General features: G+C 46.6%; 23 protein-coding genes and 1 riboswitch. Of the genes, 16 read left to right on the plus strand and 7 right to left on the minus strand.

Annotated elements, in window-relative coordinates; genetic code table 11:
* Positions 1-104 precede the first annotated feature (104 nt).
* Together VP472_RS05675 and spx are read left to right on the plus strand one after the other, a co-directional pair.
* Positions 105-683, plus strand: a complete 579-nt coding sequence (locus tag VP472_RS05675; protein ID WP_003155035.1) for a GNAT family N-acetyltransferase — start codon at positions 105-107, stop codon at positions 681-683.
* A gap of 178 nt (positions 684-861) precedes the next feature.
* Positions 862-1,257 carry a transcriptional regulator Spx gene (spx, locus tag VP472_RS05680; protein ID WP_003155034.1) on the plus strand — a complete coding sequence of 132 codons (396 nt, stop codon included), beginning with the start codon at positions 862-864 and terminating at the stop codon, positions 1,255-1,257.
* Between the two features lie 57 nt (positions 1,258-1,314).
* Here the strand turns inward: spx and VP472_RS05685 are convergent, their stop codons facing one another.
* Entirely contained in the window at positions 1,315-1,971 is a 657-nt protein-coding gene (locus tag VP472_RS05685; RefSeq protein ID WP_003155033.1) for a TerC family protein, read from the minus strand.
* Positions 1,972-2,246: 275 nt separating this feature from the next.
* Between VP472_RS05685 and mecA the strand changes: the two genes are divergently transcribed.
* From mecA to pepF, 3 genes are all read left to right on the plus strand, one after another.
* Entirely contained in the window at positions 2,247-2,903 is a 657-nt protein-coding gene (mecA, locus tag VP472_RS05690) for an adaptor protein MecA (protein ID WP_003155032.1), read from the plus strand.
* 150 nt (positions 2,904-3,053) lie between these two features.
* Positions 3,054-4,214, plus strand: a complete 1,161-nt coding sequence (locus VP472_RS05695) for a competence protein CoiA family protein (RefSeq protein ID WP_153986654.1) — start codon at positions 3,054-3,056, stop codon at positions 4,212-4,214.
* A 227-nt stretch (positions 4,215-4,441) separates the two neighbouring features.
* Positions 4,442-6,271, plus strand: a complete 1,830-nt coding sequence (gene pepF / locus VP472_RS05700) for an oligoendopeptidase F (RefSeq protein ID WP_003155028.1) — start codon at positions 4,442-4,444, stop codon at positions 6,269-6,271.
* Between the two features lie 37 nt (positions 6,272-6,308).
* Here the strand turns inward: pepF and VP472_RS05705 are convergent, their stop codons facing one another.
* The 5 genes from VP472_RS05705 to VP472_RS05725 form a co-directional block, all read right to left on the minus strand.
* The gene (locus VP472_RS05705) at positions 6,309-6,476 is read right to left on the minus strand and encodes a hypothetical protein (protein ID WP_003155026.1); all 168 of its coding nucleotides are present in this window, start codon (positions 6,474-6,476) and stop codon (positions 6,309-6,311) included.
* Positions 6,477-6,761: 285 nt separating this feature from the next.
* Complete coding sequence (spxH, locus tag VP472_RS05710) at positions 6,762-7,664, minus strand: protease adaptor protein SpxH (protein WP_146276509.1); 903 nt, start codon at positions 7,662-7,664, stop codon at positions 6,762-6,764.
* The gene (locus tag VP472_RS05715) at positions 7,661-8,059 is read right to left on the minus strand and encodes a globin domain-containing protein (RefSeq protein ID WP_003155023.1); all 399 of its coding nucleotides are present in this window, start codon (positions 8,057-8,059) and stop codon (positions 7,661-7,663) included. The genes spxH and VP472_RS05715 overlap by 4 nt, the downstream gene beginning before the upstream one ends.
* A 228-nt stretch (positions 8,060-8,287) precedes the next feature.
* Positions 8,288-8,974 (minus strand): lytic transglycosylase domain-containing protein, encoded by a 687-nt coding sequence (locus VP472_RS05720; RefSeq protein ID WP_146276511.1) that lies wholly within the window; start codon positions 8,972-8,974, stop codon positions 8,288-8,290.
* Between the two features lie 4 nt (positions 8,975-8,978).
* The gene (locus tag VP472_RS05725; RefSeq protein ID WP_070081629.1) at positions 8,979-9,554 is read right to left on the minus strand and encodes a CYTH domain-containing protein; all 576 of its coding nucleotides are present in this window, start codon (positions 9,552-9,554) and stop codon (positions 8,979-8,981) included.
* A gap of 124 nt (positions 9,555-9,678) precedes the next feature.
* On the opposite strand from VP472_RS05725, the gene VP472_RS05730 reads away from it, so the two are divergent.
* From VP472_RS05730 to VP472_RS05745, 4 genes are read left to right on the plus strand one after another with little or no spacing between them, the layout of a single operon-like run.
* The gene (locus VP472_RS05730; RefSeq protein ID WP_070081630.1) at positions 9,679-10,044 is read left to right on the plus strand and encodes a UPF0738 family protein; all 366 of its coding nucleotides are present in this window, start codon (positions 9,679-9,681) and stop codon (positions 10,042-10,044) included.
* Between the two features lie 27 nt (positions 10,045-10,071).
* The gene (gene yjbM, locus VP472_RS05735) at positions 10,072-10,707 is read left to right on the plus strand and encodes a GTP diphosphokinase (RefSeq protein WP_003155019.1); all 636 of its coding nucleotides are present in this window, start codon (positions 10,072-10,074) and stop codon (positions 10,705-10,707) included.
* 17 nt (positions 10,708-10,724) lie between these two features.
* Positions 10,725-11,525 (plus strand): NAD kinase, encoded by an 801-nt coding sequence (locus VP472_RS05740; RefSeq protein WP_003155018.1) that lies wholly within the window; start codon positions 10,725-10,727, stop codon positions 11,523-11,525.
* 14 nt (positions 11,526-11,539) lie between these two features.
* Positions 11,540-12,433: an RluA family pseudouridine synthase gene (locus tag VP472_RS05745; RefSeq protein ID WP_146276513.1), complete on the plus strand. Its 894-nt coding sequence runs from the start codon at positions 11,540-11,542 to the stop codon at positions 12,431-12,433.
* A 34-nt stretch (positions 12,434-12,467) separates the two neighbouring features.
* Here VP472_RS05745 and prpE read toward each other — a convergent pair whose 3' ends face one another.
* Positions 12,468-13,217, minus strand: a complete 750-nt coding sequence (gene prpE / locus VP472_RS05750) for a bis(5'-nucleosyl)-tetraphosphatase PrpE (RefSeq protein ID WP_146276515.1) — start codon at positions 13,215-13,217, stop codon at positions 12,468-12,470.
* Between the two features lie 227 nt (positions 13,218-13,444).
* Here prpE and VP472_RS05755 point away from each other — a divergent pair, with 227 nt between their 5' ends.
* The 7 genes from VP472_RS05755 to thiF all read left to right on the plus strand — a co-directional run bounded on the left by VP472_RS05755 (position 13,445) and on the right by thiF (position 19,908).
* Positions 13,445-15,289, plus strand: coding sequence for a monovalent cation:proton antiporter family protein (locus VP472_RS05755; protein ID WP_102421730.1), 1,845 nt, complete (start codon positions 13,445-13,447; stop codon positions 15,287-15,289).
* A gap of 53 nt (positions 15,290-15,342) precedes the next feature.
* A riboswitch (TPP riboswitch) is annotated at positions 15,343-15,451 on the plus strand.
* 87 nt (positions 15,452-15,538) lie between these two features.
* Positions 15,539-16,246, plus strand: a complete 708-nt coding sequence (tenA, locus tag VP472_RS05760) for a thiaminase II (RefSeq protein ID WP_003155011.1) — start codon at positions 15,539-15,541, stop codon at positions 16,244-16,246.
* A complete protein-coding gene (gene tenI, locus VP472_RS05765; RefSeq protein ID WP_146276517.1) occupies positions 16,224-16,841 on the plus strand; it encodes a thiazole tautomerase TenI in 618 nt (205 codons plus the stop codon). Before tenA ends, tenI begins: the two co-directional genes overlap by 23 nt.
* A complete protein-coding gene (gene thiO / locus VP472_RS05770; RefSeq protein ID WP_146276519.1) occupies positions 16,825-17,934 on the plus strand; it encodes a glycine oxidase ThiO in 1,110 nt (369 codons plus the stop codon). The genes tenI and thiO overlap by 17 nt, the downstream gene beginning before the upstream one ends.
* The gene (gene thiS, locus VP472_RS05775) at positions 17,931-18,134 is read left to right on the plus strand and encodes a sulfur carrier protein ThiS (RefSeq protein WP_003155008.1); all 204 of its coding nucleotides are present in this window, start codon (positions 17,931-17,933) and stop codon (positions 18,132-18,134) included. The genes thiO and thiS overlap by 4 nt, the downstream gene beginning before the upstream one ends.
* Positions 18,131-18,901, plus strand: a complete 771-nt coding sequence (gene thiG, locus VP472_RS05780) for a thiazole synthase (RefSeq protein WP_088005363.1) — start codon at positions 18,131-18,133, stop codon at positions 18,899-18,901. The genes thiS and thiG overlap by 4 nt, the downstream gene beginning before the upstream one ends.
* A complete protein-coding gene (gene thiF / locus VP472_RS05785) occupies positions 18,898-19,908 on the plus strand; it encodes a thiazole biosynthesis adenylyltransferase ThiF (protein WP_077722063.1) in 1,011 nt (336 codons plus the stop codon). The genes thiG and thiF overlap by 4 nt, the downstream gene beginning before the upstream one ends.
* Position 19,909 lies beyond the last annotated feature (1 nt).

Consider the following 19,909-nt stretch of genomic DNA (forward strand, 5'->3'; position numbering starts at 1 on the left):
ATGTTAAGGGATCACACGTCTTAATAGATGTAAGATTGTTTAAACAATCGGAAATGGGGTATATCTAAAAGTGTGAAGACAACGAACCCATAAGGAGCAAATGAATGAACTGGTACGAAAAGCTGAGTGAATATTTTCCGATTGAAGAAATGAAATCAAAAGCGCATATGGAAGCTCTGTTAAAGGAGCAAAGCGATGTTTATCATAAAGAAGAGGGGCAGTACCACGTGCTGATGTATGCGGAATTTGACTCTTTCATCTTTATTGATTACCTGTTTGTGTCAAAGAAATCCAGAGGACAAGGCCTCGGAAGCAAGCTGATCGGCAGACTGAAAAAGAAGAACAAGCCGATTCTGCTTGAGGTGGAGCCTGTTGACGAGGATGACACGGATACACAGAAACGCTTGCGTTTTTATCAAAGAGAGCATTTCAAGCACGCGCAGTCAATCGGGTATCGGCGCCGGTCATTGGCTACGAATGAAGTGAACAAAATGGAGATTCTGTACTGGTCACCTAAGACGGAATCAGAAGAAGAAATATTTGAAGCGATGAAACAGACATATGAAAACATTCACACTTATAAAGATGAAAAATGGTACGGAGAATCATACGAAAAAACGGATGAAGTTCTCAAAGTCATTGATGAGAAAAAACAAAAAAACATTTTCGATCAGCTGAGCTAATTGAGAATGGGGAAAAATCCGCCAGCCGTAAATTTGCCGGATTGACACATTTTTTTCTCAGGAGACTGTTCACACTTACTTTTTTATAGTATAATACCTATAAAGATTCCTTTTTTAAAGTCATTTCAATTTGAGAATACAAATATGTTCATCCTACTAATTAGAGGAGTGAAGATTAATGGTTACATTATACACATCACCTAGCTGTACGTCATGCAGAAAAGCAAGAGCTTGGCTTGAAGAGCACGAGATTCCGTTTGTAGAAAGAAACATTTTCTCCGAGCCGTTATCAATTGATGAGATCAAGCAGATTCTGCGTATGACTGAAGACGGTACGGATGAAATTATCTCTACCCGTTCTAAAGTATTCCAGAAACTGAACGTAAATGTTGAATCTATGCCGCTTCAAGACTTATATACTTTGATCAATGAGCATCCGGGACTGCTCCGCCGTCCGATCATCATTGATGAAAAACGTCTGCAAGTCGGCTATAACGAAGATGAAATCAGACGATTCCTGCCAAGAAAAGTGCGTTCTTTCCAATTAAGAGAAGCACAGCGTCTTGCCAACTGATATAAGCTTACGATAAGCATGGAAAAAGCCCAAAACCATCGCGGTTTGGGCTTTTTGTTATTTTTCAGTCTGCTGGTAAATCATACTGGCGAGGATAACAAAAACGACGGTCAAAATCGGCAGCATCATCTGTATCATGCCGTGTTCTGCCATGAAAAATGACAGCTTGCTGTCTCCGGCAATCATTTCACCGCCGGTAAATGCGAGAAGGCCGCTCCCGGCATACATCAATAAAGGCATTTTTTCCATGGCGGCATGAACGAGCTTACTGCCCCAAATAATAATCGGCACCGAGATGAAGAGACCGATCACTACTAGTGTCAGCTCACCGTGAGAAGCGCCGGCTACTGCGATGACATTGTCAAGCGACATAAAGATATCAGCCAGAACGATTGTGCGGATGGCTTTCCAAAGAGAAGAACTGCTTTTTACATGCTGCGCATCTTTCTTCTCAATCAGAAGCTGATAGCCGAGATACAATAAAAATACCCCGCCTGCGCATTGTAAAAAAGGAACATTCAATAAATAGACCGCAGCGCTCGTCAGAACGATTCTCAAGACGACTGCAATAAATGTTCCGAAGATGATCGCTTGCTGTCTTTGTTTATGGGCCAGATTCCGGCTGGCCATCGCGATGACGACGGCATTGTCACCGCCGAGAATAAGGTCAATCCCGATAATAAGCAGAAGGGACAGCAGGTAATCGTGCGGCATGGTAACACCTCGCTTATAGATCGATTGCTTGTACAGCTAATATATGAAGCAGTGCGCTATTTATGATGGGAACCGGGAGAAAGCCTGTTTTTCAGTGTGAAAATGCTTTTTTATTTCTTTTATAACTGTTTTATCATAAAATAGAAATATAAAGAATTTGCGCTGTCTTCTATAAGGTTAAGATGTGGACGGAATGGGTAAAGTGTAGTAAAGTACTATTCATCGGGAGCTTAGATGTCCCTTCAACATCTTATAAAGAAGGGAAGGTTGGCAAAATGGAAATAGAAAGAATTAATGAGCATACTGTAAAATTTTATATGTCTTATGGTGATATTGAAGATCGCGGTTTTGACAGAGAAGAAATCTGGTACAATCGCGAGCGCAGTGAAGAACTGTTCTGGGAAGTCATGGATGAAGTGCATGATGAAGAGGAATTCGCTGTCGAGGGTCCTCTTTGGATTCAGGTTCAGGCATTGGACAAAGGACTGGAAATAATCGTAACAAAAGCCCAGCTTTCCAAGGACGGACAAAAACTCGAACTGCCGATCCCGGAAGATAAAAAACAAGAGCCGGCAGATGAAAATCTCGATGCTTTACTTGATGATTTCCAGAAAGAAGAGCAGGCCGAGAGCCGGGAAGATAAGGAGCAAAAGCTTCAGTTCACTTTGCGGTTCGATGATTTTGAGGATCTCATCTCGCTATCAAAATTGAATCTTAACGGAATCAAAACGACCTTGTATTCGTTTGAAGACCGATATTATTTATATGCAGATTTTTATGAGCAAACTGATGAAGAGGTTGAAAATCAGCTAAGCATCCTGTTGGAGTACGCGCACGAATCATCAGTCAGCATTCACCGTCTTGAAGAATACGGCAAATTGGTGATCGCTGATCATGCGTTATATACAATAAAAAAACACTTTGCATCATAACAAACCGATTTCTCTCAGCAGAAATCGGTTTTTTTTGTTCTGAATGACAGGATGAACGGCTGAAAACCGTATAACGGCTCTCATCCGCAAACAGGATTATGCCTTCTTCCTGCTGAATACAACAAGATTCAGGAAAGGAGAAGATGCAACATGTTCAGTGCTGTGACTGCCGACGGACGGCTCATTCAGCTGGCCGGAAGCTATTCAAAGGAAAAAGCGGCCGAGCTGAGAAAGAAACGCTGGTTCTGCCCCGTCTGCAAAAGTGAGCTTGATATCAAACTGGGACGGGAGAAACTGCCGCACTTCGCTCATAAAAAAAGCAGGCTGTGTCCCGGGGAATCCGAACCTGAAAGCGAATACCATCTGGAAGGAAAAAGACAGCTTTTTCTCTGGCTGAAGACACAAGGGTGCAGCGTCAGCCTGGAACCGTATCTGACTTCCGCTGGACAGCGGCCTGACTTGACGGCAGAAAGCGGAGAAGAGAGGCTGGCTTTTGAATTTCAATGTGCGAACCTTTCGGCGGACTCTTTAAAGAGCCGGACGGCAGGCCTGAAAAGTGCCGGGTACCGGCCGGTCTGGATCATCGGGGCAAAACGGTTAAAACGGATGGCTGCGCAATTTTTCCGGCTTTCTGCTTTTCACTGGCAGTTCTTTGAAGTCAATTCATTTTCCTCCTTAATGTTTTACTGCCCCGACGTCCGCTCCTTTTACAGGCTGCATTCCATCACTCCGTTTTACACCGGCTATTCTTATGCCGGCTTAACCACAATCCCTCTTCACAAAGCAAACCTGAAAGACATTTGTCATCCGGAAGGGCGGCACAGCGTCAGACTTCCCTCGTGGGGGCGTGCCGTTGCCGGCTTCCGCAACAAAAGCGGGCGGTTTTTATCAGAAGATGCCGGTCTTATCCGGCGTCTTTTTTACGAAAGACATCAGGTTGCATTTCCATTTCTCCCCTCTGAAGTGTTTATTCCCGTTTCAGCGGGCTTTGTGTTTGCAAGTCCCGTTTTTGTGTGGCAGGGCCATTTATACTTGCGGCTTGCGGAACTTTTTGAAAAAGGCGCTCCGATCCGATTATCCGGCATGGTTCATGATTTACGGCAAAAAATCAGGCATAAGGAGATCCGGATGCGGTATGGTTCACAAGACAGCCTTATCGGAATGGCGGTAAAACAATATGCTGATTTCTTATGCTTGCAGGATTTTTTAAGGGAAATTGAGAATGAAGTATATATGCCCTCATCTCAGCAGAAGCGCCCTCAAACGGCAGAAGAGCTGCGCCGGCGGGACCTGCTCTTTTTTGGGGAATGAGAATGCTTCATTTCGTTCACCCTAACGTCAAGGTGGTGGCGAATGTGAGGGGCGTACAAGCATTTTGTTTTCGTTTTTTCACTGTATTATTGGTATGCTCGGTCTTATATGCCGCATATGATTTGACAAAAGGCAGTGAAAAGCCGGAAGATAATCACAACACAAGTTTTTGGAGAAACAATCGTTTTTTCAATTGGCTTGAAGTAAAGAAAACGAGGGGGATCACCATGACTGAGGAAAATAAAGCAGCACAGCTGCCTGACAGAAGTGAAGTAAAGGCAGAGCATACATGGAGACTAGAGGATATTTTTCCTAGTGATGAGGCCTGGAATAAAGAATTTCAAGCAGTTAAAGAATTAATTCCGAATTTATCTTCTTTTAAAGGCACGCTTGCTCATTCGGCTGATAATTTATACGCGGCGCTTACGGCACAGGATGAAGTGACGAACCGCCTTGGGAAACTTTATGCATACGCACATATGCGCTCAGACCAGGATACGGGAAATTCTTTCTACCAAGGGCTGAACGACAAAGCCGCAAGCCTGTATTCTCAGGCTGCCAGCGCGACTGCTTACATTGAACCGGAAATTCTGGCGATTCAGGAGGACAAGCTGCACCAGTTTATTCTGGAAAAAGAGGAGCTTAAGCTTTACTCCCATGCAATTGAAGAAATTACAAAACAGCGTCCGCACGTGCTGAGCGAACAAGAAGAGGCCCTGCTTGCGGAAGCCTCTGAAGCGCTGTCGTCACCTTCCAATACATTCAGTGTTTTAAATAACGCCGATATTACGTTTCCGTCGATTAAGGATGAAAACGGCAAGGAAACTCAAATCACACACGGCAACTTTATTAATTTCCTGGAAAGCAGCAATCGTGAAGTCCGCAAAAACGCATTTGAAGCCGTATATAAAACATACGGACAGTATAAAAACACGATGGCGACTACACTCAGCGGCACTGTGAAAAAAGATAATTTTTACGCCCGTGTGAAAAAATATAAATCAGCACGGGAAGCGGCTTTATCCAATAACAGCATCCCTGAAGAAGTTTACGATAACCTTATTAAAACGATCAATAAACATCTTCCGTTATTACACCGTTACATTGACCTGCGGAAAAAGGTGCTCGGCCTTGATGAAGTCCATATTTATGACCTGTACACACCGCTTGTAAAAGATTCGGGAATGAAGGTCACATATGAGGAAGCGAAAGATTATATGCTCAAAGGACTTGCTCCGCTGGGCGAGGAATACGCGTCTATTTTAAAAGAAGGACTTGAAAACCGCTGGGTCGATGTATACGAAAACAAAGGAAAACGCAGCGGTGCTTATTCGTCCGGTACATACGGCACGAATCCGTACATCTTGATGAACTGGCATGACAATGTCAATAATCTGTTTACGCTCGTTCACGAGTTCGGCCATTCCGTGCACAGCTACTATACGAGAAAATATCAGCCGTATCCGTACGGTAACTACAGCATTTTTGTCGCTGAAGTCGCTTCAACGACTAATGAAGCGCTGCTCGGTGAATATATGCTGAACAGCTTAAAGGATGAAAAACAGCGTCTGTACCTGCTCAACCACATGCTTGAAGGGTTCAGAGGCACAGTGTTCAGACAGACGATGTTCGCTGAATTTGAGCATCTGATTCATACGAAAGCGCAGGAAGGCGAGCCGCTAACGCCTGAACTGCTAAACGAACTTTATTATGATCTGAATAAAAAGTATTTCGGTGACAACATGGTGATTGATAAAGAAATCAGTCTGGAATGGTCAAGAATTCCGCATTTCTATTACAATTATTATGTGTATCAATATGCGACAGGCTACAGTGCGGCCCAAGCGCTGAGCAGCCAGATCTTAAAAGAAGGTAAGCCTGCGGTGGAGCGCTATACCGAATTCTTAAAAGCGGGAAGCTCGGAATATCCGATCGACATACTGAAAAAAGCGGGAGTCGATATGACATCGCCTGAACCGATCGAGGCGGCCTGCAAAATGTTTGAAGAGAAACTGAATGAAATGGAAGAGCTTCTTTCGAAAGTGAACCCTTCGTAATTCAAAAAAGCCTGTGCATAAGATGCGCAGGCTTTTTCTAAAACCCCTTAAACGTTTTTCGGTGATTCAGCCGGTACAGGGCAAACAATATGGACAGAAACAGCAGGGGAGATGTAATGTAAATCGGCAGCATGTGCATCATAGCCAGCAGGTTTAAAAAGAAGAAAAACACAATCATTCCGATGATCAATACGGTGCGGAGCATTGATTTCCCTCCTTGTTTATGATTGATATATTCTATGAAAACAAGCAGTCAGTTATGTTTTGTGACAAAAATATGAACATTAATCTTATGGCTTGTCAAAACTCGACAAGATTTGATATGATAAGGATGTGAAATTGATCACAAACAAACATTACCCCTTTGTTTGACCGTGAAAAATTTCTCCCATCCCCTTTGTTGTCGTTAAGACATATGAAACCGCGCTTATCCCGGCGCGGTTTCTTTATTTGCACAAAAAAAGCCGGCTCCGTAAGGAATCAGCTTTTTTTAAGGATCACAACAGGTGACATCCTCCTGGGTGCCGGCCAGAGATTTCCAAAACAGACCATGCTTTGCTTCCACTCTGGCGACCTTTTTGGCGAATGCCAGTTTTTTCATTTCTTTTTCAACTTCTTCTAGACTCAAATCATAAACGAGTGCGATTTCTTTCGATGCGACAAACCGGAAATATTCAATGAAACATTCCAAAGGCGGCGTTTCAGAAGGCTTCGGTTCATCCCCGAGCATTTCGAATAGGATCTCTTCGTATACGTCATAAGAATAGTTGCCGGGAACCTTCAGCCCTTCATCATCATGCAGACTGTTAAAGAACGTCAATGTCGGGTTGACGGTGACGTCCATTTCCGCCGCGATTTTCATATCGCACTGAAGCGCTTTTACCGCGCTTTGCGAATGGAGGTCGCGCTTGAATTCTTCAACATCCAATTTCGTCTTTTCGGCAATTTCTAAAAGAACGTCTTCATCCGTAATATTCTGCTTGGAGACAAACAGGCTTTCCTGCATGCTGCGGAGAAACAGAATGCCCGCTTTTCTTCCCTGCAGTTCGGCCGCTTTTAAAGCGAGTGCGGCAAGGTAGGGCGATGAAAGAGGCTGATCCTGCTCAAGCCAAAGGCTTCCGTCACAGGGCATCCCGGAACGGTTCGCAATTTTTTCCCAAGCTTCGGCAAGAAGGTGTTTTTTCCGCTTTTGCTTATTCAGCGATGTAATGCTCGCGGACACAATGATCCGCAGCGTAAAAAAACGTCCGTATTTGATTTTTAATTTTTTTATGGCGGGCTCCAGCGACCAGCATTCAGGACATAAAGGGTCGACAAACATGTAAATTTCGAGCGGTTTTTTTGGATGTCCGTGGCAATGGGCGAAGTATTGCTCATGCTGATAATTCGTCAATATGATCGATCCTCCGCTTCTGACTGGTTTACCATATGCCTGGCCGTCAGTTCCAGACGCCCGTACAGAAATTCACGAATATCGCCCTCCAGCCCGACCTGATCCATCGCTTTGCTCATACAGCTTAGCCACGCATCAGCCCTCTCGTCCGTAATCGGAAAGGGGAGATGCCTTGCCCTGAGCATGGGATGTCCGTGCTCTTCAGTATAAAGAGGAGGTCCGCCCAAATACTGGGTTAAAAATTGCTTTTGTTTTCTGGCCGTTTCAGTCAAATCACTTGGAAATATCGGCTTCAGCAAGGGATGAGACGAGACACGCTCATAAAAAGTATCAACAAGTTGCGATAGAAGTTCCTCTCCAATCGCTTCATATGGTGCGTTAAACGATTGTCCCATGTTGACTACTCCTTTATATGGCTAATAGGAATCATAATTCCCATTGCGAATTTATCTTTCAGTTTTACTATCTTCAGTTACTGTATATTTTAGCAATAACATTTTATTTCTACAAACAAAGTGCCTTTCTGTCAGGCGCTTGTATTTCATATCATATCACATCGCCTTCATTCATGTGTAAGATTTCACTCCGCAAAAAAACCAGAGGGCGAAGGAAGCCTCTCTGGTTTACGCGTAATACTGCCGGGTTATGTTTTTGACATATTGCTGTGTTTCCTTAAACGGCGGAATGCCTCCGTACCGATCTACGTTGCCGGGGCCTGCGTTGTAGGCGGATAACGCGAGAGATACATTTCCGTCGTATTTCGTGAGCATCTGCTTTAAGTACTTTGTGCCGCCCTCAGCGTTCTGGACGGGATCAAGCGGGTTTGACACCCCGAGTGATTCTGCCGTGGAAGGCATGAGCTGCATCAGTCCCATTGCCCCCGCACCGCTGACAGCTTTCGGATTAAAGCCTGATTCCTGTTTAATAACCGCGCGGATCAGCTTTTCGTCCACTCCGTATTTTTCGGCCGCTTTCTGAATGGCGCTGTCTATTGAAAAGTTTCCGGTGCTGATATCAGAAGCCGCATCCGGAGACTTTATGCCCGCGGAAGCGGTCTGTGAAGCAGCCGCGGTACCGGATGAAACGGGAATTCTCGGTGAATATGAAGCGTGAGCGGTCCGCACACCGTTTAAAATTCCCGATTCCGGCTGCTGCCGTACGGCTGTGTCCGTATACTGGCTGAGCAGCGCGCTGAAATTGGCAAGCGGGCTTTCTGAAGATTGTCCGCCTGAAGCCGTGCTTGTATGAGATATTGATTGCAGCGCCATTGACTGCAGCTGGAGAAGGGCCGCCCAATTCGTTATATTCACTGTGTCATTCCACCTTTTTCTGTTTCTGTTCATAAAAACGCTGGATTTTATTTTTCGTGATCCGCTCTGGGATGCCGAATTGCTTGAGCAATTGTTCAAACGCCCGTTTTCCTTCATCCCAGTCAGCAGCCTCGAATTCCAATTCAAAGTCTTCTTTCTCTAAATATCGGCTGTGATCTAAAATGATTAAGCCTTTTTCTGATTCTTTTTCCGCGCGTGCGGTCGACAGCGTTCCGAAGCAGCAAATGTGTTCTGAACGGATTCCTAGACCGTCCAGCTGCCGTTTGACGGGGCCATCCGGAATCTTGAAGACGTCAAGATCCGGTGCCGCCGCAAGCTGTTGGTGCGTTTCCAGCAGACCGACCGCGGCAGGTTCTTTTAACGTCAGAACGAACGAGCCGTCTTTTTCTCGGATGCGGAGTGCTGATTTTTTTTGTTTCAGAGAAAAATCTTTCGTGTCGAAATAATGATTGACCTGCTGTTTAAAATCATGTTCTTTCATGCAGAGTGCTTCACTCAGCTTCAGAAATTCTGATTTTGTCAGCAGGTTTTTGAATTCAATTTCTATTTCTTGGGTCATGACAGTCTTCCTTTCAGGACGAAAAATTGTATAATTCCCATTATCTCTTTAGAGGTTACGTTTATCAATATCGACCTTGATATGATAAAATAAATGCTGTACTTTGTTAAAAAAGGAGAACATTATGCAAAAGAGAATTGAAATCCAGAATGCATCATTAACAGAAGACGCGCTCCGCTTGAAGTGCGGAGAAGACTTAAGCGGAGCGGAACGCAAAGCCTCAGGTCAAATGCTTGTTGATTCCGATCACTTTGCTTTTGTATACATACTTGAATCAGCTGACTCTTTTGAATATGTCATTATAAAAGAACATGTCTGGCCGGATCTGAAAGAAGCCTTAGACCAAGGAAAACCGGCGGTCCTTGAGGCCGGCGGGAAAACGGTTGAACTTTCAGGGCTGCATGAAGAACTCGATTATCTTCTTGAAAATATTAAAGATAATGCAAACTACGGAGATATGGAAGAAAAAGTGAAAAACGTATTTCTTTAGAACAGGTTCGGAATTGGGGGATGTACGATGGATGACAAACAATGGGAGCAATTTCTAGCGCCATACCGCCAGGCTGTTGAAGAATTAAAGGTGAAGCTGAAAGGCGTCAGAACCCTTTATGAGTATGAAGATGACCACTCACCGATTGAGTTTGTGACTGGCCGCGTGAAGCCGGTGGCGAGCATACTTGAAAAAGCGAGACGAAAAAGCATACCGCTTCATCAGATTGAAACGATGCAGGATATCGCGGGGCTGCGTATTATGTGCCAATTTGTCGATGATATCCAGATCGTCAAAAATATGCTGTTTGCCAGAAAAGATTTTACCGTTGTCGATAAGCGGGATTACATAGCAGAGCATAAGGAAAGCGGATATCGGTCTTACCACCTTGTCGTTTTATATCCTTTACAAACAACGTCCGGAGAAAAGCACGTTCTTGTGGAAATACAGATTCGGACGCTTGCCATGAACTTTTGGGCAACCATTGAGCATTCACTGAATTACAAATACAGCGGGAACATTCCCGAAAAAGTGAAGCTGAGGCTGCAGCGGGCCTCAGAAGCCGCATCCCGGCTCGATGAAGAAATGTCAGAAATCCGCGGAGAAATCCAGGAAGCCCAAGCCGCGTTCTCGCGAAAGAAAAAAGCGGGAGACCGCCAGTAGGAAAGGAGGGGAATGGCATGAAATTTGCCGTTTCTTCAAAAGGAGACGAGGTTTCAGATACACTGAAAAGCAAAATACAGGCGTATTTACTCGATTTTGATATGACCTTGGATGAAAAAGAGCCGGAAATCGTTATTTCCGTCGGCGGTGACGGAACGCTTCTTTACGCATTTCACAGGTACAGCGACCGTCTCGATAAAACGGCGTTTGTCGGAGTTCACACGGGGCATTTGGGTTTTTATGCCGATTGGGTTCCGCAGGAGATAGAAAAGCTCGTTCTGGCCATTGCCAAAACGCCGTATCATACCGTGGAGTATCCCCTTCTTGAGGTGATTGTCACTTATCATGATGAAGAGCGTGAGGAGCGGTATCTGGCTTTGAACGAATGTACGATCAAAAGCATAGAAGGCAGTCTCGTCGCTGACGTGGAAATTAAAGGCCAGCTGTTTGAAACGTTCAGGGGAGACGGTTTATGTCTGTCCACGCCTTCCGGAAGCACGGCTTATAATAAGGCGTTAGGCGGCGCAATCATCCACCCTTCCATAAGGGCGATTCAGCTTGCGGAAATGGCATCTATTAACAACAGAGTGTTCAGGACTGTCGGCTCGCCGCTTTTGCTTCCCGATCATCATAACTGTGTCATCAAACCGAGAAACGACGTCGACTTTCAAGTCACAATTGATCATTTAACCTTGCTGCATAAGGATGTCAAGTCCATTCTATGCCGTGTGGCAAATGAAAAAGTCAGATTTGCAAGATTCCGCCCTTTTCCGTTTTGGAAAAGGGTGCAGGATTCCTTTATCGGAAAAGGCGAATAGAAAGAGGAAACGGATTGGACAACTTTTTTATCCAAAAGAACATGACTGCCCGGGAAGCCGGCATGACGGTAAAAGAATATACGGCGCAGCTCGGCATTTCAAAGCGGCTTCTCGCTGACATTAAATTCGGCGGGGGAGACCTGCTTGTGAACGGAGAGCATGTAACCGTCCGCACCGTGTTAGCGGAGGGAGACGTGCTTAAGATTGAATTTCCGAAGGAGCATGTGAGTGAAACGCTTTTGCCTGAGCCGGTTCCGCTTGATATTCTTTATGAAGATGACCATGTGCTTGTGGTCAATAAACAGCCGTATGTCTCCTCAATTCCATCAAGAGAACACCCGTCGGAAAGCATCGCTAACGGAGTGATCAGCCACTACCGAAAAAGCGGCGTGCCATCAACGGTTCATCTTGTCACCCGCCTTGACAGGGATACATCGGGGGCGATGCTCATCGCCAAACATCGGCTTTCCCATTCTCTTTTGTCGGCAGCGCAGAAAAAGGGGCTTGTCAGCAGGCGGTATCTCGCTGTCGTACACGGGATCATGCTGCAGAAGGAAGGAACGGTGGACGCGCCCATCGGAAGAAAACACGACAGTATTATTGAGCGGATGGTAACGCCGGATGGACAACGAGCGGTGACGCATTTTCAAACGGAAAAAGCGGGACATGCGTTTACGCTTGCAGCCCTGCGGCTGGAAACGGGGCGGACGCATCAAATCCGGGTGCACATGAGCTACCTCGGCCATCCGTTAGTCGGTGATACACTGTACGGCGGAAAAAATGAGGGAATTGCCCGGCAGGCTCTTCACAGTGAGCTGCTTTCATTCGTACACCCCATGACCGGAGAAACGCTCGTTTTTCACGCCCCGGTGCCTGACGATATGAAAACATTAATTGAACACATGTAAAGCTCGAACCGTTTACCGGTTTCGGGCTTTTTTTTCATGCCTGCCTGCCGTGATCCTCGCGAAAGCGTGAAGCATCATAGGGCATTGAGCTTTCCACAGAGACGGTTTCATGCTCCGGAAAACGAAAGCCTGTCAGCTGATTGCCGAAGACGCAGCCTGTATCAATGTTGATCGTATGGTTGACGATCCGGGGGCGTTTTACCGGGGTATGGCCGTACACAACCCACGCCTTGCCTTCATAGTCGGCAGCCCAGTCTCTTCTGACGGGTCTGCCGTCGGGATGCGTTTCACCCGTAATATCGCCGTACAGAACAAATTCTTTTACCTTACGCGAGTATTTACCGATATCGTCAGCTTTTATGCCGGCGTGGGCGACAACGAGATCGCCATTATGTAAAATATCATAAAGCGGCGCTGACTCATATAATCGGATAAATTGTCCGGAGACTTCCGTTCTGTCGGCGGGAGACAGCTCTTTCAGTTCGGCTGCCGTCGTTTCCAGTCCGTGCATCACTTTTACGGGGTTTCCTTTTAAGTAACGATACAGTTTGTTGCAATGATTTCCCGGGACATAACGGACGGCTCCTTTTTCATATGCTTTTGCCACAAAACGCATCACTTCTACGGATTTTGGGCCTCTGTCCGTTAAATCCCCCGCAAAGACAAGCGTTCTGCCTTCAGAATGGACGGGCGTTCCGTCTTTCACTTCATATCCGAGCTTTTGCATTAAGGCGATCATTTCGTCATAACATCCGTGTATATCGCTGATGATGTCGTAAGCCATTCGTGTCAGCCTCCTTATTAACGGTTTTTTATTTATTATGGGGCTAATTCCTATACCTAATTACGCTGTTTTTGCACAAATTAAAAAAGAATTAAAGAAATAAAGCCTTATCACTTTTTTTTCGCGTTCAGCCTTGTTAGAATATGCGTTATGTTTTTAAAAAAAAGTAAGGTTTCGCCCGCTTAAAGCGGGCTTTTATAACCCTTGTTTTAAGGAGGTATTTACAAATGGAACACACATCAGTCGCATCTTTAGTCGTCGTTTTGATCGTCGCTTTTTTGACGCCGCTCCTTTTACATCGGTTTAAGCTCAGCATCCCCGTCGTCGTCGCGGAGATCATCATGGGGCTTATTATCGGAAAAAGCGGCCTGAATCTTGTCGTTCAGGGAGATACATGGCTGGAGACGCTGTCTGTTCTAGGCTTTATCTTTTTAATGTTTTTAAGCGGCTTGGAAATTGATTTTTCATCATTTGAGAAAGGGAAGAAAAAACAATTCCTTCCGAACGGCAAGGAAGCGCCCAACACGTTTTCTGCCGCACTGATTATCTTTTTCGGCATCTTTATTTTATCATTGCTGCTGTCCTATGCCTTTGTATTAGCCGGTTTTATACAAAACGCATTTTTAATGACGCTTATTATTTCGACGATATCACTCGGTGTGGTGGTCCCGACTTTAAAAGAAGAACGGATCATGAACTCCAATATCGGCCAGATTATCCTGCTTGTCGCCGTTATCGCGGACTTGGCTACAATGATTCTGCTCGCTTTCTTCTCTTCTCTTTACGGAGAAGACAGCGGAAATATGTGGCTTCTGTTGATTCTCTTTGCCGCGGGGGTCGTGCTGTATTTCTTCGGCAGGATCTTTAAACACCGTTCATTTGTGCAGTCGATGTCTAAAGGCACTGTGCAGATCGGCACGAGAGCCATTTTCACACTGATTATCGTGCTTGTCGCTTTATCGGAATCTCTCGGGGCGGAAAATATTCTCGGCGCGTTTTTGGCAGGCGTTCTGGTATCGCTTCTGTCTCCGAATAAAGAAATGGTGGAACAGCTGGATTCCTTCGGCTACGGGTTTTTAATTCCGATCTTTTTCGTCATGGTCGGGGTGAAATTGGACATTTGGACGCTTTTCCAAGATCCGAAAACATTAACGATGATTCCGCTGCTTCTGCTTGCGCTGTTTATCAGCAAAATGTTCCCGGTGTTTTATTTAAAGAAATGGTACGACAAAAGAACCGTGTTTGCTTCGGGCTTTTTGCTGACGTCCACGCTGTCGCTTGTTATCGCGGCGGCTACGATCGGAGAAAGGCTCCACATTATCAGCGCCAATATGTCCGGCGCGCTGACTTTAGTTGCGGTTATTGCCAGCATCATCACGCCGATCGGCTTTAAGAAATTATTCAAACGGCAAAGCGCGCCGCAGGAAAAAAAGCGCATTACATTTATCGGCGCCAACCAAATGACGCTCCCGGTTACGCTGGAATTGCCTGAAGAGGAATATGAAGTACGGGTCGTCCATGTGTATCAGGAAAATGCCGGGGAAACGCTTGCGGAATCCGTTTTTTCAGTTGACACGATTTCTGATTACGAGCCCGGCACGCTTGAGTCGCACGGTATTTTTAAAACGGATATTCTTGTCGTGGCGACGGGAAATGAAGATGTGAACGCTGAAATCGCCTTACTAGCGAAAGAGAAAGGGACTGAGCGTATCATCGCAAGCGTCGGCTCGGTTGAGCATGAAACAAAACTGAAAGAAGAGGGCATCAGTATTTTTTCTATCCTTCTGTCTACAAAAACGCTGCTGCGCGCGTTAATTGAGGCGCCGGGCGTGATGAGCCTCCTGACGAATGAGGAGTCTTCGTTATATCAGATCAATCTGGAAAACCCGGCGTATAACGGCATCATTCTGCGGGAATTTCCGCTGATGGGCGATGTGATTTTCGTCCGGATTTTCAGAGGTGTGGACAGCATCGTTCCGCACGGAGACACGCGGCTGAAAACAGGAGACCGTCTCATCGTCACGGGCTCGCGCAACTACGTGTCGGAACTGAGAAAAGTCCTTGAAGCTTGACCAAATTCCAATTCGTGATAATATAGAAGGCATAACAAATAAATCATTAATCGTATGACCACTAGGGGTGTCCTTCATAAGGGCTGAGATAAAAGTGAGACTTTTAGACCCTCATAACTTGAACAGGTTCAGACCTGCGTAGGGAAGTGGAGCGGTATTTTTTTGGGGTTCCTTTTATCCATTTAAATTCCAAACCACTTTTCCGATGCGGGAAAGTGGTTTTTTTATTTTATCAGGGGGGAAGACATGATGACATTTTCTGAAGAATGCAGACAGGCGGCTGCCGAATGGTGGGACGGAAGTTTTGTTCATCCGTTTGTAACGGGAATCGGTGACGGAAGCCTGCCGATAGACCGTTTCAGCTATTACGTGCTGCAAGATTCCTACTATTTGACGCATTTTGCAAAAGTTCAGGCGTTCGGCGCCGCATATGCCGAAGACTTGTTTACGACGGGCAGGATGGCGGGCCACGCTCAAGGGACATATGAAGCGGAAATGGCGCTGCACCGCGAGTTTACGGAGCTTTTAGGGATTACGGAAGAAGAGCGTGCGGCATTTAAACCGGCACCGACCGCCTATTCTTATACGTCTCATATGTACAGATCGGTGATGAGCGGGAATTTTGGAGAAATATTAGCTGCGCTTCTGCCCTGTTATTGGCTTTATTATGAAGTCGGCGAACACTTAAAAGAGTGCAAACCGGAGCATCCGATTTATGAAAAATGGATCGGTACATACGGCGGAGACTGGTTCAGACAGCAGGTCGAAGAACAGATCAGCCGTTTTGACGAGATTGCTGAAAACAGCACAGAGGAAATCCGCGCGAAAATGAAAGAGAATTTTGTGATTTCAAGCTATTATGAATATCAATTTTGGGGAATGGCTTATCAAAAAGAAGGCTGGTCCGAGAAGGACGGAAAAGAGGTGGAATCCTTTGGAGCTGCACGCGGTAACTGATAATCGCAAACCCGTTGCCGAGCTGGCCGAGGATATTCTATCGATTCAGCGCGAAGTAAGCTTTATCCATATCCGTGAGCGGGATAAAACAGCGGGAGAGATCATGCAGCTTTTGTCCCTTTTGAAAAAGGGCGGTGCGGATAAGGACAAATTGATCATCAATGACAGGGCGGATATCGCGCTTTTTGCCAACATACACCGTGTTCAGCTTCCGTCCCGCAGCTTTTCCGTAAAGCAGGTGCGAAGCAGATTTCCCCATCTTCATATCGGACGTTCGGTCCATTCGCTGGAAGAAGCCATCCAAGCTGAAAAGGAAGATGCGGATTATGTGGTGTTCGGCCATATATTTGAAACCGAATGTAAACAAGGACTTGAAGCAAGAGGCATCAGCCTGCTTTCAGAGATCAAACGCACGCTTTCCATCCCCGTTATCGCAATCGGCGGAATGACACTGCAGACGATCGGACACACAAAGCAGGCGAAGCCGGACGGAATTGCCGTCATGTCAGGCATTTTCTCTGCTGAAAATCCTGAGGAGGCGGCAAAACGGTATACACGCGCGGTAAGGGAGGCCGATTATGAAGAAGCACTATGATACGGCGGTGATCGGCGGCGGAATTATCGGGTGCGCCATTTCTTATGAGCTGGCGAAGACGCAGCAGAACGTTGTCTTGTTTGAAGGCGGAGAAGTCGGCCGAAAAACGACAAGCGCTGCCGCGGGAATGCTGGGCGCTCATGCAGAATGTGAAAACCGGGATGCGTTTTTTGATTTTGCCATGCACAGTCAAAGGCTGTATGAAGCGGCGGGGCAAGAGCTTGAGGAAGTTTGCGGCATTGACATCAGGCGCCATAACGGCGGAATGCTTAAACTGGCGTATACCGAAGAAGATATCGCCCGTTTACGGAAGATGGATGATCTGCCTTCCGTCACTTGGCTTTCAGCGGAAGATGCCCTTGAAAAAGAGCCTTACGCTTCAAAAGACATTCTCGGCGCCAGTTTTATAAAAGACGATGTCCATGTCGAACCGTACTATGTTTGCAAAGCGTATGCAAAAGGGGCGCGGCGCTATGGCGCTGACATATATGAGCATACACAAGTTACTTCCGTAAAACGGGTGAACGGAGAATACTGCATCACAACGTCCGGCGGGGATGTTTATGCTGACAAAGTCGCAGTTGCAAGCGGTGTATGGAGCGGCCGGTTTTTCAGCCAGCTCGGCTTGGGACAGCCTTTTTTTCCTGTGAAAGGAGAATGCCTTTCCGTGTGGAATGACGATACCCCGCTGACCAAAACCCTTTACCATGATCATTGTTATGTCGTCCCGAGAAAAAGCGGCCGGCTTGTCATCGGCGCCACGATGAAACAGGGTGACTGGAGCGATACGCCTGACATCGGAGGAATTGAGGCCGTCATTGCAAAAGCGAAAACCATGCTTCCCGCCATCGAACATATGAAAATAGACCGGTTTTGGGCGGGGCTCAGGCCGGGAACAAAAGACGGCAAGCCGTTTATCGGGCGGCATCCTGAAGACAGCGGCCTCATCTTCGCCGCCGGCCATTTTCGGAACGGCATCCTGTTGGCGCCGGCAACGGCTGTAATGGTGCGGGATATGATCTTGGGGCAACAAGTCAAACGGGAATGGGAAGAAGCGTTTCGAATCGATCGCAAGGAGGCTGTTCATATATGATCCTTCAGCTGAACGGAAAACAAATTGATTGGAATCGAAAAGAGGGGACGGTTCAGGATTTGCTTGAATCGTACCAGCTTGATCAAAGAATCGTAGTTGTGGAGAGAAATAAAGAAATCATTGAAAAAAAGAATTATGAAAATACAAGTTTGTGTGACCGCGATGTCATAGAAATTGTCCATTTTGTAGGAGGCGGATGAGGATGTTAACAATAGGCGGAAAACAGTTTCGGTCAAGATTGCTGTTAGGAACGGGAAAATATCCGAGTTTTGAGATTCAGAAAGAGGCGGTGGCCGTCTCGGAATCAGATATTTTAACCTTTGCGGTGCGGCGGATGAACATCTTTGAAGAGTCTCAGCCTAACTTTCTCGAACAGCTTGACTTGTCTAAATACACGCTTCTGCCGAATACGGCCGGCGCCGCAACGGCTGAAGAGGCGGTCCGAATCGCAAGGCTTGCCAAAGCTTCAGGGCTTTGTGACATGATAAAAGTAGAAGTCATCGGATGCAGCCGGTCACTTTTGCCTGATCCGGTTGAAACGCTGAAAGCATCAGAACAGCTGCTCGAAGAGGGATTTATCGTGCTTCCGTATACGTCAGACGATGTCGTGCTCGCAAGACGTCTTGAGGAGCTCGGAGTGCATGCCATTATGCCGGGCGCTTCGCCGATCGGTTCCGGTCAGGGAATTTTAAATCCGCTGAATCTTTCTTTTATCATTGAACAGGCGAAGGTGCCGGTCATTGTCGATGCCGGCGTCGGATCTTCAAAAGACGCCGCCTACGCGATGGAGCTCGGGGCTGACGGCGTGCTGTTAAATACCGCTGTATCAGGCGCTGATGATCCGGTCAAAATGGCCCGGGCGATGAAGCTTGCCGTAGAAGCGGGCCGTCTTTCTTATGAAGCCGGGAGAATTCCGGTGAAAGATTACGGAACTGCAAGCAGTCCGCGAGACGGTCTTCCGGTATGACGGACAGATATTCCAGACAGGAGCTGTTTCAGCCGATCGGTCCCTCCGGCCAAGAGAAGCTCCGGTCATCTCATGCCGTGATTATCGGCGCGGGTGCGCTTGGGACGGCAAGTGCGGAGATGCTTGTCAGAGCAGGGGTCGGGAAGGTAACGATCGCTGACAGAGATTATGTGGAGTGGAGTAATCTCCAGCGCCAGCAGCTTTATACCGAAGACGATGTCAGACAGGAAATGCCGAAAGCCGCGGCGGCTGAAAAACGGCTTCGGTCTATAAATAGTGATGTAGAGGTCGAGGGATTTGTCATGGATGTCACTGCGGAAAACGCACCCGGATTGATTCGTGGCGCCTCCCTCATCGTGGATGCCGCCGACAACTTTGAAACGAGACTGATTGTGAACGATGCTGCTGTGCAGAAAGGGATTCCCTTTCTGTACGGCGCCTGTGTCGGCAGCTACGGGCTCTCTTTTACCGTCATTCCCGGTGTCACGCCGTGCCTTCACTGTCTGCTTGAGACATTGCCCTTAGGCGGTATGACATGCGATACGGCGGGAATCATCAGCCCGGCTGTATTGCAGACGGCCGTTTTTCAGGCAGCAGATGCGCTGAAGCTGTTAACGGGCGGATCTATCGAGCATGTTCTCCGTTCCTTTGATTTATGGAAAAATGAACGGTCAGAAATAAACGTCGCCCGTCTTAAGTCGGCTGATTGCCCAAGCTGCGGCACAAACGATTTTCCGTTTTTATCCTATGAAAATCAGACAAAGGCGGCGGTTCTGTGCGGACGGAACACGGTGCAGATCAGAACGGGGATTTCCGAACAGTTTGATCTGCAAAACCTTGCGGGACAGCTCAGACGGGCAGGGCTTGATGTTTCAGCCAACCCGTATTTAATTTCGTTTTGCACAGACAATTTCAAGATGGTACTGTTTCGTGACGGCAGAGCATTAATACACGGCACAAGTGATATCAGCAGAGCGAAATCCTTTTATCATAAATGGATCGGATAAT

It is taken from the genome of Bacillus sp. MT(2024) (genome assembly GCF_036362845.1).
Classification (GTDB): Bacteria; Bacillota; Bacilli; order Bacillales; family Bacillaceae; genus Bacillus; species Bacillus velezensis.

What these genes read in the sequence shown, in the direction of transcription:
- thiF (WP_077722063.1), top strand. Translation starts at nt 18,898, where the DNA reads ATGACGGACAGATATTCCAGACAGGAGCTGTTTCAGCCGATCGGTCCC.
- VP472_RS05705 (WP_003155026.1), bottom strand. Translation starts at nt 6,476, where the DNA reads ATGCTCCGCACCGTATTGATCATCGGAATGATTGTGTTTTTCTTCTTT.
- VP472_RS05695 (WP_153986654.1), top strand. Translation starts at nt 3,054, where the DNA reads ATGTTCAGTGCTGTGACTGCCGACGGACGGCTCATTCAGCTGGCCGGA.
- prpE (WP_146276515.1), bottom strand. Translation starts at nt 13,217, where the DNA reads ATGGCTTACGACATCATCAGCGATATACACGGATGTTATGACGAAATG.
- mecA (WP_003155032.1), top strand. Translation starts at nt 2,247, where the DNA reads ATGGAAATAGAAAGAATTAATGAGCATACTGTAAAATTTTATATGTCT.
- thiO (WP_146276519.1), top strand. Translation starts at nt 16,825, where the DNA reads ATGAAGAAGCACTATGATACGGCGGTGATCGGCGGCGGAATTATCGGG.
- VP472_RS05685 (WP_003155033.1), bottom strand. Translation starts at nt 1,971, where the DNA reads ATGCCGCACGATTACCTGCTGTCCCTTCTGCTTATTATCGGGATTGAC.
- pepF (WP_003155028.1), top strand. Translation starts at nt 4,442, where the DNA reads ATGACTGAGGAAAATAAAGCAGCACAGCTGCCTGACAGAAGTGAAGTA.
- thiG (WP_088005363.1), top strand. Translation starts at nt 18,131, where the DNA reads ATGAGGATGTTAACAATAGGCGGAAAACAGTTTCGGTCAAGATTGCTG.
- VP472_RS05755 (WP_102421730.1), top strand. Translation starts at nt 13,445, where the DNA reads ATGGAACACACATCAGTCGCATCTTTAGTCGTCGTTTTGATCGTCGCT.
- VP472_RS05725 (WP_070081629.1), bottom strand. Translation starts at nt 9,554, where the DNA reads ATGACCCAAGAAATAGAAATTGAATTCAAAAACCTGCTGACAAAATCA.
- yjbM (WP_003155019.1), top strand. Translation starts at nt 10,072, where the DNA reads ATGGATGACAAACAATGGGAGCAATTTCTAGCGCCATACCGCCAGGCT.
- thiS (WP_003155008.1), top strand. Translation starts at nt 17,931, where the DNA reads ATGATCCTTCAGCTGAACGGAAAACAAATTGATTGGAATCGAAAAGAG.
- VP472_RS05715 (WP_003155023.1), bottom strand. Translation starts at nt 8,059, where the DNA reads ATGGGACAATCGTTTAACGCACCATATGAAGCGATTGGAGAGGAACTT.
- VP472_RS05730 (WP_070081630.1), top strand. Translation starts at nt 9,679, where the DNA reads ATGCAAAAGAGAATTGAAATCCAGAATGCATCATTAACAGAAGACGCG.
- VP472_RS05740 (WP_003155018.1), top strand. Translation starts at nt 10,725, where the DNA reads ATGAAATTTGCCGTTTCTTCAAAAGGAGACGAGGTTTCAGATACACTG.
- tenA (WP_003155011.1), top strand. Translation starts at nt 15,539, where the DNA reads ATGACATTTTCTGAAGAATGCAGACAGGCGGCTGCCGAATGGTGGGAC.
- spx (WP_003155034.1), top strand. Translation starts at nt 862, where the DNA reads ATGGTTACATTATACACATCACCTAGCTGTACGTCATGCAGAAAAGCA.
- VP472_RS05675 (WP_003155035.1), top strand. Translation starts at nt 105, where the DNA reads ATGAACTGGTACGAAAAGCTGAGTGAATATTTTCCGATTGAAGAAATG.